General features: G+C 38.4%; 3 protein-coding genes. All 3 read left to right on the top strand.

The annotated features are described in order from the left end of the window. Positions 1 to 1,704: non-ribosomal peptide synthetase (locus tag C8N46_RS19785; protein WP_146169910.1), on the top strand; the 1,704-nt coding region annotated here is incomplete at its 5' end. Between the two features lie 117 nt (positions 1,705 to 1,821). After that, a complete protein-coding gene (locus tag C8N46_RS19780) occupies positions 1,822 to 12,834 on the top strand; it encodes a non-ribosomal peptide synthetase (protein WP_108116851.1) in 11,013 nt (3,670 codons plus the stop codon). Position 12,835: 1 nt separating this feature from the next. Further along, positions 12,836 to 19,059, top strand: a 6,224-nt coding sequence (locus tag C8N46_RS19775) for a non-ribosomal peptide synthetase (protein WP_146169909.1), incomplete at its 3' end; no start/stop codon positions are given.

Genomic DNA, 19,059 nt, shown 5'->3' with positions numbered 1-19,059 from the left:
GGTAAGGAACAACTAAGCTATGCAGCGTTAAATGCTCGCAGCAATCAGTTGGCAGCCTATTTACAATCCAATTATACTGTTGGAAAGGACAAGGTCGTAGCCATACTGATGGACAAATCCTTGGATTATCTGGTAAGTATTCTAGCAGTATTAAAAAGCGGTAGCTGTTACCTTCCTATAGACAGCAATCATCCAGATACGCGTAAAGCATACATGTTAAAAGACAGTGGCGCGGTATTACTACTGAGCAAAGAAAGTTATACAAGCACACTATCTATTACAAACCTACCTATGGTAGATATAAGTAAGGTAGAACTGGATAGCTACAGCAAAGAAAACCTAGACATCACCATTAAAGGAAATGACTTGGCATATATGATTTATACCTCAGGAAGTACAGGCGTACCAAAAGGTGTGATGATTGAACACAGCGGCAATGTAAATATGTCTTTGGATCAGGTACGGATTTTTGGAGTAGACCAACAAGATGTAGTAGTGTGGTTTGCTGCGGTAGGCTTTGACGCTTCGGTGTCAGAAATCATGATGGCACTATACAGCGGAGCCACATTAGCGATTCCATCCTCAGGAATGCTCAAAGACAAAGACCGTTTTGTAAGCTTCTTAAATGAAACAAAGGCAAGTGTTGTAACCTTTCCACCATCGTATCTATCGCTATTGCGTTTAGAAGAGATAGCAGGACTGCGAGCAGTTATCACAGCTGGAGAAGCAGCACAAGGAAGCAAAGCCTACGAAATAGCTGCTAGTGGGAAAGAATATTACAATGCGTATGGACCTACGGAATGTTCGGTATGTGTATCAGTATACAAATACAAAAGCGAAAACGGAATATTGCAAAATGTACCAATCGGTGCTCCTATCGCCAATACGCGTTTATATGTGTTGGATGCTGATTTGAAAAAAGTAGCAACAGGTGTTTGGGGCGAATTATGTGTCTCAGGCGTTGGCTTGTCGCGCGGATATATTGGAAAAGAAGCCTTAACGGCAGAAAAGTTCATTGCCAATCCGTATGAGGAAGGAGAGAAGATGTATCGTACAGGTGATATCTGTAGATGGAATACCAATGGCGAATTAGAATTTAAAGGAAGAAAAGATACCCAAGTAAAACTCAGAGGGTATCGTATTGAACTTGGCGAGATAGAATCAGTTGTGAGTCTGCAAGAAGGCATCAGTCAAAGTGTGGTGGTCTTACATGGAGAAGGCGAAGTACAAGACTTAGCTTGTTACGTAGTTTTAGACAAACAAAGTACATTAGATGTAGAAGCACTCAAAGCATCTTTAACAGAAGCTTTACCAGAATACATGGTACCTACACATTACATGGCACTGGAAGAACTACCACTAACCATCAATGGAAAAGTAGACAAAAAACGTTTGCCAGCCATCGATTTTAAAACAGAAAATTATGTAGCACCCTCAACAGAGACTGAACACAAACTAGTCAAGCTATGGTCACAAGTATTAGGGATAAAAGAAGAAGCTATAAGTGTAAACAAGAACTTCTTTGAATTGGGAGGAAATTCCATAAAAGCAATGCGATTATTCATTCTCATAAAAGAACAATTTGAAATAACGATAACGCTAAAAAAATTATACAATTACGTTTCTGTAAAAAGTATGTCGAAATATATTGAACTTTTTATAGTTGAAGCAGATCAAGACGAATATCTAGAATTCGAAATCTAACAACGCATAATAATTTCCACGACCTCAAAATTAACCATTCACCAAAAAAAAGAAAAGTAGACATACTGCTATATAACAGCAAATAATTGTCCATCACTTTTCAATAAGCTTAAAAAAATGAAATTCAACATAAAAAATAGTTTAATAGATATATTGTACGAAGCCAAAAGGCAAGGTATTCTGCTTCATGTTGAAGAAGGACGAATTAAAATAAAGGTGAAAAAAGGAATAGAAGTTCCTAAAAACTTTATAGCGTATATAAAAGAAAATAAAGAAGCAATAATAGAGCTCTTAACATCTTCTCAAATTAACGCTGAAATAGGAGAGGTTATAGCTAAAAACAACACAGAAGAAATACCACTCTCTTTTGCACAACAATCAATTTGGTTTATTGATACTTTGGGAGAAGGAAGTACTCAATATCACTTGCCTGCCGTTATAAGAATTAAGGGAAGTATAAACAAAAATTATCTTGCTGAGTCATTTAAAAAAATAATAGAAAGACATCAAGTACTACGAACTATTATCAAAGAGAATGATGATACTGCCGTTGCTAATGTAATTACAGTTGACAATTTTAAAATGACAGTTGAAGCAATCAATGGTAAAAATGAAAGAGAAATTATAAACGAGGAAATTGCAAAACCTTTCAACCTCTCCAAAGATTACATGATAAGAGTTCGATTAGTAGAACTCTCACCAGAAAACTTTATTCTAATTGTAGTGATGCATCATATCGCGTCAGATGGTTGGTCTATTCCAATATTAATTAACGAATTGGAAAAAAATTATCAGTCGCTAATAAATGACGCTCCTCTTACGCTTCCAGAACTATCCATTCAATACGGAGATTATGCACTTTGGCAGCGAAAAAACGTTTCAAACGACCAGTGGAGTTCACAAATGGAATACTGGGAAAGTCAACTAAAAGGCTATGAAAACTTAGAACTTCCGTACGATTATGTACGTCCTTCCATACAAGGTTTTAAAGGTGAGGAAAAGGTATTTCATATAAAAGCTGAACGATTTGAAAAACTAAAACAAGTCGCTAACGAACATCAAACAACACTGTATGTTACGCTACTTTCGATATTTAAAATATTACTTTCTCGTCTTTCTGGACAAGATGATATATGCATAGCTACACCTGTTGCGAATAGAAAACAAGCACAAGTAGCAGACCTCATAGGTTTTTTCGCCAATACCATTGTGCTCAGAAGTACAACAAATGCATTCCTGCAATTTTCAGAATATGTAAAAAAGGTTAAAGAAACCGTCATCTCAGGATTTGATAATCAAGAAGCTCCTTTTGAAAAAGTAGTTGATATGCTAGTGAAAAATCGTTCTTTAGATAGAAATCCGTTAGCTCAAGTACTATTCTCGTATGCAAATCAATCGGAATATGGTACCGTAAAATTGGGAGATACGCATGTTGAAATTGAGGAAATACTTCAAAAAACTTCCAAGTTCGACCTCTCAATGGATGTGATAGAACAAGAAGATGACATAAAAATCAGCATCATATACAATCCAGAACTCTTCACTGCATCCACAATTGAGCGCATCACGGAATATTACGTTCGTATCTTAGATCAGGTAGTCTCTGATTCAGCAATATTAGTAAAAGACATTGCTCTATTAGCAACTTCTGATAAAAAGGCGTTGCTATCAACTTCGGAAGAATTTTCACTTGAAGAAGCAAGTCTGGAATTATATCTAGAAGCAATTTTTAATCGCTACAAAGACAAAGAAGCGTTGCGCGATGTTGACGGACAAGGAATGAGCTATGCAGCATTGTGGAGTCAATCAACAAAAGTAAGCACCTATTTATCTTCTCATTACGAATTAAAACAAGGCGATACTGTAGTGTTATACAGCGACCGCAGTATAGATATGGTCGTCCTGTTTTTAGCACTAGCGCGATTGGGCTGCATGTATGTTCCTGTAGATAAAATTCACCCAGAAGAGCGTCTTGCTTACATTGCAAAAGACAGTAACAGTCGTTTACTCATCGTAGAAGGCGATACAGCTATCAACATAGAAAATACTCAGGTAGTACGTTTGTCAGAAGTGTTTGAAGCATCGTCAGAGGTAGAAGAAGTACAAACAACTAAAGAAACTATTTCACTAGATGCTACCTTGTATATCATCTACACCTCAGGAAGTACCGGAAAACCCAAAGGTGTATGTGTGAGTCATGGCAACTTACTAGGCTACCTAAAAGGCATCGAAGACGAATTTGGAGAACATCGTGTACAACCAGTCTTATCCTCTCACGGATTTGACATCTTCTTCTTTGAACTGTTGAGTCCACTACTCAAAGGTGGAACAAGCATCCTTTTAAGAAACGAAGAAGTACGCGATATGGAAACGTTAGAAAGTGCTTTACAAAAAAGTACTAGTTTCCACGCCGTACCAGCATTGATGCGCGCTGTATTAGACCATATAGCGCAAACCAACACAAAAGAAGCATACGCAAAGATGACGGAGTTGTATGTTGGAGGTGATGTAGTTCCAAATGCACTGTTACACCAAATGCAATCGTTATTCCCACAAGCAAAGATTTATGTTTTCTACGGACCAACGGAAGGAACCATCTTTGTAACAAGCAAGTTATATGAGCCAGGTAGTGAAATAGCAGAGCGTTTAGCTTTAGGAACGAGTTTACGCTCAAGTCAAGTACTAGTCTTAGACCGATGGGGCGATTTGGTAGCACCAGGCGTGAAAGGCGAGTTATGTATTGGCGGTGTACAGGTGAGCAAAGGTTACTTGCACAATGAAGTATTAACCAATGAAAAATACACCGACAATCCGTATGGAAAAGGGAAACTCTACCGCACGGGCGATTTGGCTCGTTGGGATGCAAATGGAAACATAGAATACCTAGGCAGAGAAGACAGTCAGATAAAACTACGCGGTTATCGTATAGAACTTGGAGAAATTACACGTGTGGTGGAAAACTACGATGGCATCTCACAGGCAGTAGTTGTTAAAACCACCATTGGTGACGGAGAGCACTTGGTGTGTTATTACATCGAATCGGAAGATATTGAACTAGACACGCAAGCATTACAAAGTTACTTAGGGGAACAACTACCAAGTTATATGGTACCGAGCCATTACCAAGCGCTTTTAGAATTTCCACTGACTAGCAATGGTAAATTAGATAAAAAACAGCTTCCTGCCATTCATATCACACATCAAGCAGGAGAGCAAGAAGCACAGACCAAGGATGAAAAGGCAATGGTTGCTATCTGGGAAGGCTTGTTGGGAATACGTCCTATCGGTATAGAAACGAGTTTCTTTGAATTGGGAGGTGATTCCATCAAGGCGATTCAACTGATGAGTCGCAGCAAACAACAAGGCTATCACTTTAAAGTAAAAGACGTTTTCAAACATCCAACCGTCAAAGGCTTGCTATCGGTATGTGGCGCATCAGAGACAGTTTTAGTAGAAACAGGACTGTTAGAAGGCGACTTTGAGTTACTACCGATTCAACATCGATTTATAGAAGCCAATCACCCAGCGGCGCATCACTACAATCAATCGGTATTGCTTAGCATTCCAAAAGATTTATCAAGTGAAACCCTCCAAAGCAGCCTCTCCAAACTGATAGACCATCACGATATCCTACGCAGTAGCTACAAAGACGGACAAGGTTTCTATCAGCCAGAGATGGATAACTACTATAAGGAAGAAATCGTATCAGATGAAAAAGCACTAACAGCGTTATGTCAAACGTATCAAGAAAGCTTTGATTTAAGTGCTGGACCGCTCATTTATTTTGTAAAAATCGCCTATGCACAAGATACCAAGAAAGACCGCCTGTTTATTGTAGCGCATCACTTGGTGATTGACGGTGTTTCATGGCGTATTGTTTTAGAAGATTTAGAACAACTGCTATCGAATCAGAATTACAAACTACCGGCAAAGCAGAGTTCGCTTCGCCAGTGGTCAAACGGTTTATCAGCCTATGCAGCATCTTTATCAGAAAGCCAGCAACACTACTGGCAAGAAATTAGTAGGGAGTATACAATCATAAAAGACCTTACTAAAAACCCGCTATCAGGCAGACTAGAGACTCATAGTAACAATCTTAAAGGGGAACTCACCAAAAGTCTATCCCAAGAGATTCATGGCATATACGGCACAGAACTACAAGATGTCCTTCTTGGCTGCCTCTCAAAAGTATTAGGAAATCAGTATGATACGTCAAAGGTATATATCGATATTGAAGGTCATGGACGCGAGGAAATCATAGCTGGATTAGATATCAGTCGCACCGTAGGCTGGTTTACCAGTCTCTATCCATTAAAATTAGAAGTGTCAGAAACCATCGGCGTGTATCTTCGAGATACCAAAGACATGCTACGCGAAGTACCCGATGGCGGACTTGGCTACGGAGCTTTACGCTATTTGAGTGCTACGCCAGAAGCCTACACCTATAGCAAGGGCGGAATTCTGTTTAACTACTTAGGCGACTTTGATGGTACAGTATCAGAAGAAGGCTTGGTAAGCTTTGCAGGCGAATCCACAGGCGATAACATCCATCCATCCAACAGTGAAGGCTATGGATTGTTACTGACCTTTATGATAGTCGGCGGGGAATTACAGATGAACTGGAGTTATGATAAAGGGATGTACAGCGCATTAGAAATCTCAGAACTATCAACGCTATACAAGTCAGAACTAGAAGCTATTATAGCGCACTGTAAGGCGTCTAAAGAACGCGTACTGAGTTGTAGTGATTGCGGATTATCCTCTAGTGTAGGCAATGCGACATTAGATAGTTTTATCAAGGACTGTGAGCAGCAATACGGAACCATAGCATCCATATACCGCCTGAGTCCATTACAAGAAGGAATGCTATTCCATAGCTTATATGGAGGTGAAGGCAGCGGCTCGTATGTGAGTGAGTTTGTATGTGACTTTAATGGCGGCATCAACTATGAGGTATTTGTCAAGGTTTGGGACTCCATTGTTGCACGTCATGGCATCCTGCGTACAGGAATCTACTCAGAAGGATTGGGAGATGCAGTACAATGTGTTTACAAAAAGGTGGACTTACCAATTACCCGTTATGATTATACCGACAAAGAAGCTACCTGGTTATCCAACTACTTTGAGAATAAGAAGCTAGTGAGCTTTGATATGCAGCAGGCACCTTTATTTAGCTTTGAGTTGTATGACTTACCAGGCGGTATTACTCGTTTATACTTATACAACCATCATATCTTATGGGATGGATGGTCGTTATCGATACTGATGAATGAATTTATCCAAGGCTACGATGCGGCACTAGAAGGCGAGGAGATAGCTAAAGGTTATGTGAGTGACTATGGCAGATATGTACGAGACTTATACACTCGCGACCGTTCAGGCGAAGGCATTGACTACTGGCAAGACTACCTAAAAGGCATCGAAGGCGGCGTGTACTTACCGTTTTTACAAGATACGAGTTTACGCAACAGTGTCTTTGGAGACAGTCATGTAAGCTTTGAATTAGACCATAGCCACACAAGGTTACTTGTGGATTACAGCAAGTCAAAAGGTCTTACGATGAATACCTTGGTTCAAGGCGCATGGAGTTACTTACTTCATAGCTATACAGGAGCAGAGAAGATAGTCTTTGGCGCAACAGTCTCAGGAAGAGATTGGTCAGTAGGATCGGTAGAGCAAGAGGTAGGCTTGTACATCAACACCTTGCCTGTAAGTATTGAGATAGCTCGTGATAGCGATTTAGGCGATTGGTTGTCAGACTTACAAGCAGGACATTCCAAAGGGAGAGAACAATACAGTCATGTATCGCTGAGTATGATACAAGAGGCAATGGGCGTAAGTGAAGCACTCTTTGACAGCTTGATTGTTTTTGATAATTATCCAATGGAATCAGTAATAGCAGAGGCAAAATCTAAATTGCAAGTATCTAATATCGTTCCTAAACTATATAATAACTACGCATTGACGATTGGTGTTTCACACACGGGCAATAAATTACACTTTAAGTTAGATTACAACAAAAAAGTCTTTCCACAAGAATACGTAGAAATGATTGTGGAGCATTTAAAAAGAGTATTCGAGCGTATAAGCGAAGGTGTAGAAAAAGTAGGTAATCTTGACTATATCAATACAAAAGAAGAGTTTTTACCTAGCATAGGTAATAGGGTAGCATTAGATAATTCAACGACCATTATAAGTCTATTTGAAAAACAAGTAGCGCAAACACCAAACGCTATTGCTCTTGAGTATAGAAATAAAGAACTTACATATCAAGAAGTCAATCATCAGGCGAATCAGCTAGCAACTTATTTAATACGAAATTTTAATATCAGTAGTGGCGATGTTGTAAGTGTATTATTACCAAGAAGTAGTAACAGCGTTATAGCTATCATGGGAATACTCAAAGCAGGAGCAGCCTACTTACCGATAGACACAGAATACCCTGATACAAGAATACATTACATGCTAGAAAATAGCGCATCTAAATGTGTAATAACATACGCTGAATTAGCTGCTAAAATTAAAGATACTAAAATTTTAGAGTGGGATTCTTTAGATCTAACAAGAAATGAAAAAGAAGAAAAAATTACACTCAACGGTGACTCGCTGGCATATATAATTTATACCTCAGGAAGTACAGGTCAACCTAAGGGCGTAATGATTTCACATAAATCAATAACCAATTACATTTGCTGGGCAGAAGATTATTATTTGGAAGAAAAACAAACCTATAATTTTCCTCTCTACAGTTCACTTTCTTTTGACCTCACATTGACGTCAATCTTTTTACCATTAATTGGTGGTCATAAAATTATAATATATCCGGAATCCAAAACCGTTTTGACAGATTGGGTACTGACTGATAATCGCATCAATATCATCAAACTAACTCCTTCACATTTACGAATGATAAAGGATTACCAACCTGAAGGAACTCAAAAAGTACTTGAGGGATTACAAAAGGTAATTGTTGGAGGTGAAAAACTAGAAAGCAATCTCGCATTCGAAATATCTAAATTATTTCATCACAACATAGATATTTTTAACGAATATGGACCTACAGAGGCAACGGTTGGCTGTAGTATTTATAAATACGATCATGAAAAAGATAAAGATGCTGTTGAAATCTCTATCGGAAGTGCCATCGCCAATACGCGTTTATATGTATTAGATAATGATTTAAGGAAAGTAGCGCCAGGTGTTTGGGGTGAATTATGTGTATCAGGCGTTGGCTTGTCGCGCGGATATATTGGCAAAGAAGCCTTAACGGCAGAAAAGTTCATTGCCAATCCGTATGAGGAAGGAGAGAAAATGTATCGCACAGGTGATATCTGTAGATGGAATACCAAAGGTGAATTAGAATTTAAAGGAAGAAAAGATACGCAAGTAAAACTCCGTGGTTATCGTATAGAACTTGGCGAGATTGAATCTGTGGTAAGTCTGCAAGAAGGCATCAGTCAAAGTGTGGTGGTCTTACATTGCGAAGGCGAAGTACAAGACTTAGCTTGTTATGTAGTGCTAGACAAAGACACTTCATTAGACACAGAAGCACTCAAAGCATCCCTAACAGAAGCCTTACCAGAATACATGGTGCCTACGCATTACATGGTACTGGAAGAACTTCCGCTGACCATCAATGGTAAAGTAGACAAAAAGCGTTTGCCAGCCATTGAAACAGGCTCTTTAGAAGGTGATAGTGACTTTACAAAAATCGAACTCTCTGTTCGCAGCATTTGGTCAGACATCCTAGAAATAGATGAAGAACGTATTTTCAAAGGAGACAGCTTCTTCAATTTGGGAGGAAACTCACTAATCGCTATAAGTCTAATAAATAGATTATCAAAACACTTAGAGGTAAAAGTACCATTAGATGAAGTTTTTTCATCTCCTACGCTTGAAGCTATGAGCGCTTATATCAGTGGGATGGTAAAAAGTTGTCATACATCAATTCCCTCATTAGGCAATCAAGAATATTATGCGCTTTCATCAGCACAACGAAGAATGTATTTTTTATACGAATTCAATCGCGAATCAATCACTTACAACATGCCAAATGTGGTGATTCTTCGTGGCATGCTAGATACAGAACGTTTTGAAAATACCATCAAAGGACTCATCTCACGACATGAGAGTCTGCGCACATACTTTGAAATGCAAGGCGATGAAGTCTACCAAAAAATACTACCCGAAGAATCCGTTCGTTTCTCGGTAGACCATTACCAAGGCGATGCTTTAGAAAGTGAAAAAACACGTGAAATTATAGAAAATTATATCCGTCCGTTTGATTTAAGTCAAGGACCATTACTACGTGTAGGACTGATACAGATAAATTCAGAAGAACATATCTTGATGTTAGACATGCATCACATCATCACAGATGGTGTTTCGCAAGGCATCTTGGTCAGAGACTTTATGGAATTGTACAAAGATGACTCTTCCTTAAAAGAGCTTGGCTTACGCTATGTAGACTACTCCGATTGGCAACAAAAGGAAGGTATAGAAGCTAAAAGCAAGGACTACTGGATGGAGATTTACAAGGACATTCCAGAGGTGTTAGACATTCCAACGGATTACCCGAGAGGAAGCGTGAGAGATGAAGGCGGCTCGTCAGTCGTATTCGAACTGGCAAAAGATCAAGTAGAAGGACTCAAAAAACTTAGCGAAGAATACGGCATCACGCTGTATATGTTGTTATTAGGAATCTACAAAATACTACTAAGCAAACTCAGCGGACAGGAAGATGTCGTAGTAGGAACACCTGTAGCCGGAAGAGGACACTCCGATGTAGAAGGGATTGTAGGCTTATTTGTCAACACATTAGCACTAAGAAGTGATGTAAAGTCAGCGAAGAGTTTCAAATCATACATCAAAGACTTAGGTGAACGCGTGATAAGCAGCTTTGACCATCAAGACTTTCAATATGAAGAACTGGTCAATCTCTTAGAAATAGAGCGCGATACCTCACGAAACGCATTATTTGATGTAATGTTTTCGTATGAAAGCATGGGCGATAGAAGTGTACAAATTCCAGGTTTGGTATTAGAGCCGTATGACAGAAGTACTACCATCTCAAAATTTGACTTAGACTTATCAGCATTTGAAGATGGAGAAGGCAACCTACAGATGAGTTTTGAATACGCAACCTCACTATACAATCGTGCAACCATCGAACGTTATAGAGATTATTACGTTCAAATTCTCACAGCAATCCTGAACAATCCATCACAGAAGATTGCAGAAATTGACATGCTATCAATGGCAGAACGTAATATGCTATTGAACGAATTCAACAAAACAGAAAAAGAATACGATATAGATGTTTCTATCATAGCATTAGTTGAAAAACAAGCAGCGCAAACACCTGAACAAATTGCAGTCGTAGACAATGAACAAGAAATCTCGTATCATCAATTACTAAACGATGTTTACAAAGTAGCGGGATATTTAAGTGAAAACTACCACATCAAACACAATAGTCGCGTAGCCATACAAATGAATCGCGGAAGCAACGCCATTACAACACTATTGGCGATTCTAAAACTAGGAGCAACATACATTCCTATAGACCCAACGCTTCCTCAGGCTCGTATCAATTATATTCTTGAGAGTAGCAATTCAGATTTGTTGATTATTGAAAATAAAGACATTGAACAAGAGCCACTTGAAAACGTAAAAACGATATACTTCTCAGCGATACACCATGAAAATCTCGTGACGCTTAACACTCCAAAAGGAACACAAAATTTGGCATACATCATATATACTTCGGGTTCTACCGGAGAACCAAAAGGCGTGATGATTGAAAATCGTTCTCTCGTAAATCTGTGCCGACACATGATTGATTTTTACGAGATTTCAGAAAAAGACAAAATACTTCAGTTTGCACCGTTGCATTTTGACATGTCTGTCGAAGAAATCTTTCCAGCTTTGGTAGGTGGCGCAACATTATATATTCGAAATGATGAAATATTAGCGTCTTCTTCAAACTTTATAGATGCTTGTAAAAAATGGAATCTCACCATTTTAAACCTGCCAACAGCATTTTGGAATTACCTCTATGCAGGAATGGAAACGGACGGTTCAAAATTACCAGAAAGTGTTAAAATTCTAGCAGTTGGCGGCGAAGCTTTGCATTTAGAAACTACCAAAAAATGGGTGCATACTTTTGGCACAACACCTCAATTGGTCAATGCGTACGGTCCTACAGAAGTTACGGTAAATACGTGTATGATCAAGCTGAATGAGGAAGTCCTCAGCAAAAACCAATTACACCAAGTTCCAATTGGAGCTGCCATTTCCAATCACAAAATATTCATTCTCGACAAAAATCAACAATTAACACCGATGGGCAGTGTTGGAGAAATATGTGTCTCTGGTCCAGGAGTAGCCAAAGGATATGTAGGAATGGAAACCTTAACTCATCAAAAATTTATACAAAATCCTTTCGGAGAAGGATTACTCTATCGAACGGGAGACATGGGAAAATGGGGAGACGATGGAAGTATCGAATTTATTGGACGAAAAGACAATCAAGTCAAAATACGAGGTCATCGTATTGAAACAGGCGACATAGAATCGCATATTGTCATGATGGATGCAATAGAGGAATGTGTGGTAACTGTTAAAGAATTTGGTGGCGATAAAACACTGGTAGCATATTACACATCACGTACATCGGTTGATGACAATAAAATTCAAGAATTCCTTGCACAAAAATTACCAGAATACATGGTGCCTGCCTACTTCTGTGAAATTGCTAAAATTCCTTGGAAAACAAACGGAAAAGTTGACAAAAAACAACTTCCAGAAATAGCATTCAAAAACAAAGAAAATTATGTAGCACCATCAAACACATTAGAAAAAGAAATTACGCAAATATGGTCTGAAATTCTAGACATAGAAAAAGACCAAATAAGCATCAATAGTGACTTTTTCAGAATCGGAGGACATTCACTAAAAGCGATGAGCTTTATCAACAAAGTAGAAAACACCTTTGATGTAAAGATATCCTTACGCGATTTCTTTACGAAACCAACCATCAAGCAAGTAGCCATAGCTATTGAATTAACGCAATGGCTCAAAAATGATAACAAAGAAGAAACAACCACGAAAAAAATAATCAAAATTTGATATGGAAGATCTCATTCTCAAATTAAAACGTCAAAATATTACACTAAATGTAATTGACAACCAACTTAACCTAGAAGTTCCCGAAACCTTTCAAGAGGAAGAACTCTTACAAGAAGTTCGCGAACACAAACAAGAGCTTATAGAATATATCAAAAATATTCAAGGAGCTTCACGTTTTCCTGAACTTACTGTTGCCACAGAAAAAGAATATTACCCGCTTTCTTCTGCGCAAAAACGTATGTACTTTTTATACGAATTCGATAAAAAATCTACAGCGTACAACTTACCGCAATTTGTAAAATTAACAGGCAAACTCCATCAAGAAAAACTGGAAACAGCATTTCAAAAATTAATAGAAAGACACGAAATATTACGTACTTCATTTTTAATAATCGACGGAGAAACCTTCCAAAAAGTTGAAGATGAATTCAATTTTTCGCTAGAAGTTTTTACAGCAAAAACAGAAGCAGCAATAGAAAACATCATTCCTCAGTTTATAAGACCTTTTGACCTTTCAAAAGCTCCTTTGTTGCGTGCAGGACTTATCGCTTTAAGCGAAGAAGAACATATTTTGATGCTCGATATGCATCACATTGCATCCGATGGCTATTCACAAGGACTACTGATTGATGATTTCATGAAAATATACGGTCAGCAAGAACTCAAACCTGTGCAATGGCAGTACAAAGACTACGCAGAATGGCAGCAAAGTGAGGCGGTTCAAAATAAGATAAAGTCAGGAAAAGTATTTTGGCTCAATCAATTCAAAGAAGACGCAGTGCCATTGGATTTGCCAATGGATTATCCAAGATCAGCTATCAGAAAAGATGATGGAGACACACTACATTTTGAAATCACAAAAGCAGAAACCGAAGCGCTCAACAACATCGCCAAAGAAGAAGGAACGACCATTTTTATGGTAGTATTGGCACTATACAACATATTCCTAAGCAAACTAAGTGGAGAAACGGACATCTCAATAGGAACTTCTGTAGCAGGTAGAGAACAAGCGGGATTGGACGCTATTGTAGGAATGTTTGTAAATACACTCGTGCTGCGAAACTTTCCAACAGCCGACTTACAATTTGACACGTTCTTAGCAGCGTTAAAAGAAAATACGGTACAATGCTTTGAGCACCAAGAATACCAATTTGAACAGCTAATAGAAGAATTGCAAGTAGTAAGAGACAACAGTAGAAACGCACTATTTGATGCGCATTTTACGTTTCAAAACTTCGAAGAAACAGCGTTGTCAATTCCAGAACTGGTTCTAACATCCTATCACAGAAATACCAAAGTTTCCAAATTTGACCTAGAACTTGGAGCAATGGAAGTAGAAGGAACGCTAAAGCTGTATTTTGAATATGCTGCTGCTTTATTCAAAGAAGAAACGATGCAACGCTTTACGGAATATTTCAAAAAAATTGTGGCAGCTGTCGTGCAAAACAAATCCGTTTCACTTCAAGAAATTGACATACTTTCACAGGAGGAATACAATGTACTCTCTGCCGTAAACAAAACAAATTTCCAACCAGAAACGGCGCACACCATTGTAAGCTTATTTGAACAGCAAGTTGAAAAAACACCCAATAGCATTGCCGTAGTATATGGCGAACAACAACTAACGTATGCAGAACTAAATGCACGTTCCAATCAATTGGCAAGATATCTAAAAGCCAATTATGATGTTGGTCGCGATAAAATCGTATCCATCCTCATGCAAAAATCAGCAGATTATTTGGTGAGTATTCTCGGAGTCCTAAAAAGTGGTAGTTGTTACTTACCAATTGATGGTGATTATCCAAGTTCACGTAAAGTGTATATGGTAGAAGACAGCGGATCTGTTTTATTGCTGAGTAAAGGACTCAATGGCGAAGGATTATTATATGAAAATGTGCCTGTAGTCGATATCAGTTTGGCAGAATTAGATCGTTTCAGTAGTGACAATTTAAACCTTAACATTCGTGAAGAAGACTTAGCGTATGTCATCTATACCTCAGGAAGTACAGGCGTACCAAAAGGAGTGATGATTGAACACAGCGGAAATGTAAACATGTCTTCCGACCAAGTACGTCGCTATAACGTAAATGAAAACGATGTTGTGGTGTGGTTTGCCTCTGTAGGCTTTGATGCTTCTGTTTTTGAAATCATGATGGCAATGTACAGTGGCGCAACGCTGGCAATTCCAGCATCAGGTGTGATAAAAAACAAAGACCGCTTTGTGGAATTTTTAGAAAATACCAATGCTAGTATTGTTACTTTTCCACCTTCGTATGTAGCGCTATTAAGTGTAGAAGAACTCAAAGGATTGCGTTTGGTCATCACCGCTGGAGAAGCAGCACAAGGAAGTAAAGCCTTCGAAATAACTGCTAGTGGCAAAGAATACTACAATGCCTACGGACCTACAGAATGTTCGGTATGTGTGTCAGTGTACAAATATGATAGCGAAAACGGAATATTGCAAAATGTTCCTATCGGTGCTCCTATAGCAAATACGCGTTTATATGTTTTGGATGCTGATTTGAAAAAAGTAGCGCCAGGTGTTTGGGGCGAATTATGTGTCTCAGGCGTTGGCTTGTCGCGCGGATATATTGGAAAAGAAGCCTTAACGGCAGAAAAATTCGTTTCTAATCCGTATGAAGAAGGCACAAAAATGTACCGTACAGGCGATATCTGTAGATGGAATACCAAAGGCGAACTAGAATTTAAAGGAAGAAAAGATACGCAAGTAAAACTGCGAGGCTATCGCATAGAACTGGGAGAAATAGAAGCTGTAATCAATCTCCAAGAAGGTATCAGTCAAAGTGTTGTTGTAATTCACGGAGAAGGCGAAGCACAAGACTTAGGCTGTTATGTGGTTATGGAAAAAAATACGTCGTTAGATGTAGAAAAACTCAAAACAGCACTTATCGGTGTGCTGCCAGAATATATGGTGCCAACACACTATATGGCACTGGAAGAACTTCCGTTAACCATCAATGGAAAAATTGACAAAAAACGCTTGCCAGCACTTGTTGTAACAACTCAAGATTATCAAGCACCAACCACAGATACAGAACACAAACTAGCAGCACTTTGGTCGGAAGTATTGGAAATTAATGAAGATACTATCAGTACAACCAAAAGCTTCTTTGAATTGGGAGGAAACTCACTCACGGCAATCAGTTTGGTAAACAAACTACAAGAAAAATTAGAAATCAAAATTGGATTAGACGAATTTTTCACACAGCCAACAATCAAAGGAATCATACAGTTATTGCCAACAGCAACGTATCAAGAATATCAAAAAATTGAGCCAGTTGCCCCAGCAAAATATTACGAGTTGTCATCCGCTCAAAAGCGTATGTACTTCTTATACGAGTTAGACAAAAACTCCATTGCCTACAATGCGCCATATTTTGTAATTCTCAACGGAAAACTCGACGCAAAACACTTAGAAAACAGTTTCAAAAAACTTGTAGAAAGACACGAAAGCTTGCGAACTAGTTTTGAAATCGTAGAAAATGCGCCGTTGCAATACATCATTCCTACTGCTGAGCTTGACTTCACCATAGAAACATACGAACTCATTTCTGGAAAAGATGAAAAAGCACTCATGCAGGAGTTTGTGCGTCCTTTTCAATTAGAAAAAGCACCTTTATTCAGAGTTGGATTAATTCGATTAGAAAGTGACAAACATGTGTTGATGTTAGACATGCATCATATCATCTCTGATGGATACTCGCAAGGAATTCTCATCAATGATTTCGCAAAAATATACCAAGGAGAAACCCTCGAACCGCTAAAAATTCAATACAAAGACTATGCGCATTGGCAACAAAGTGAAGCACACTATGATGAAATGTTGCAACATCGAGAATACTGGTTGAACATATTTGCGGAGGATCCAGTAGAGTTAAAATTACCATACGATTTCATGCGTCCAGCATCAATCGGTGAAGAAGGAAACATTTTCGAATTTGAACTTTCGCCAGAAGAAACACAAAGTTTGAAAAAAATCGCGGACGAACATGGAGCAACATTATTCATGGTCGTATTGGCAGTATACAATATCCTATTAAGCAAACTAAGTGGTGAAACGGATATCACTATTGGAACTTCCGTATCAGGAAGAGAACACAATGATTTAGAAACAATCGTCGGAATGTTTGTAAACACACTAGTATTGCGAAATTATCCTTCGTTCGACAAAAATATTGAAGCGTTTCTTCAAGAATTAAAACAAAACACCATTCAAAGTTTTGAACATCAAGGCTATCAATATGAAGAATTAATAGAGGATTTAAAGCTAACAGGTGATACGAGTAACAATCCGTTATTTGATGCGCACTTTACATTTCAAAACTTTAAAGACGCTACATTCACCATTCCAGGCTTAGAACTTCAAACCTATGAATTTGAAGTTGCTGTGACCAAATTTGATATCGAATTATCGGTAATGGAATTTGAAAACAAACTACAGCTGACTTTTGAATATGCTACCAGTCTCTTCACAAAAGAAACCATACAACGATTCAGTAACTATTTCAGAAAAATAGTAAAACACATCATTCAAGATACATCGAGTCAAATTTCAGAAATCAATATACTGGGAGATGAAGAACAAAAGTTCTTTAACAAAATCAACACTACCGAAGCATCTTATCCACTTCATAAAACAGTCGTAGATTTATTTGAAGCGCAAGCAATCAAAACACCAAACAATATAGCAATTACGTTTGGAGAAGAAAAACTTACCTATCAAGAATTAAACCGTCGTTCCAATCAATTAGCGCACTATCTCAAAAAAGAACAAGGAATAGGTGTAGAAGATATTGTTGGAATTCTATTGCCAAAAAGTAGTGATTTCATTGTCAGTATTTTGGCAACACTCAAATGTGGTGCTGCGTACTTACCGTTAGATGCCAAACTTCCAGCAGCCAGAATTGCGCAAATGACCGATGTGAAACAATTAAAAACGACCATCGCGTCGCGTGAATTGCAAGAAGAAAAAGTACTAAATAAAGTGTTGATTTTTGACGATATACATCTAGAAAACCAAGAAGAAAACAATCTTCAAGTTGCCATGAATGCTAATACGTTAGCGTACATTATCTATACTTCTGGAAGTACAGGTGTTCCTAAAGGTGCCATGATAGAACACAAAGGAATTGTAAATACAGCCTTAGATCATATCAACATTTACGACATCACTGAAGATGATACCTTAACGTGGTTTGCCGCAGTAGGTTTTGATGTAGCTATCTTTGAAATCACAATGTCATTGCTTAGCGGTGCTACACTGGCAATTCCTGTAGCAGGCGCAATACAAGATCAAGCAAAATACGTACGTTTTATCACGGATGCTAACATTACGCTTCCTACCATTCCTCCAACATACCTCGATTTAATGAGTTTGGAAGACATAAAAGGAATACGAGGTGTCATTACGGGAGGAGAAGCTGGTAATATTGACAAAGCTAACGAAATTGTTGCTGCTGGTATACGATACTTCAATTCCTACGGAATGACCGAATGCGCAGTATGTGTCTCTTACTTTGAACTTAAAAAAGAAGACAAAAACCTAACCCGAATTCCAATCGGGAAACCAATAGCCAACACGCGTTTATATGTGTTGGATGCTGATTTGAAAAAAGTAGCAACAGGAGTTTGGGGTGAATTATGTGTGTCAGGCGTGGGTGTCTCACGCGGATATATTGGCAAAGAAGCCTTAACGGCAGAAAAGTTCATTGCCAATCCGTATGAAGAAGGCACAAAAATGTACCGTACAGGCGATATCTGTAGATGGAATACCAAAGGCGAATTAGAATTTAAAGGAAGAAAAGATACGCAAGTAAAACTAAGAGGGTATCGTATTGAACTTGGCGAGATAGAATCTGTAGTAAGTCTGCAAGAAGGCATCAGTCAAAGTGTGGTGGTCTTACATGGCGAAGGCGAAGTGCAAGACTTGGCTTGTTATGTGGTGTTAGACAAAAACACTTCATTAGACACAGAAGCACTCAAAGCATCGCTTACAGAAGCTTTACCAGAATACATGGTACCTACACATTACATGACACTAGAAGAACTTCCACTAACCATCAACGGAAAAGTAGACAAAAAACGTTTGCCAGCCATCGAAACAGGTTCTTTAGAAGGTGATAGTGACTTTACAGAAATCGAACTCTCTGTTCGCAGTATTTGGTCAGACATCTTAGAAATAGATGAAGAACGCATCTTTAAAGG

The organism is Kordia periserrulae, assembly GCF_003054265.1.
GTDB lineage: Bacteria > Bacteroidota > Bacteroidia > Flavobacteriales > Flavobacteriaceae > Kordia > Kordia periserrulae.
This window is presented reverse-complemented; position numbering and strand designations above follow the sequence as displayed.

Bases quoted from the DNA above. Each gene is read 5' to 3' on its own strand.
- C8N46_RS19780 (WP_108116851.1), top strand. From the start codon at position 1,822: ATGAAATTCAACATAAAAAATAGTTTAATAGATATATTGTACGAAGCC.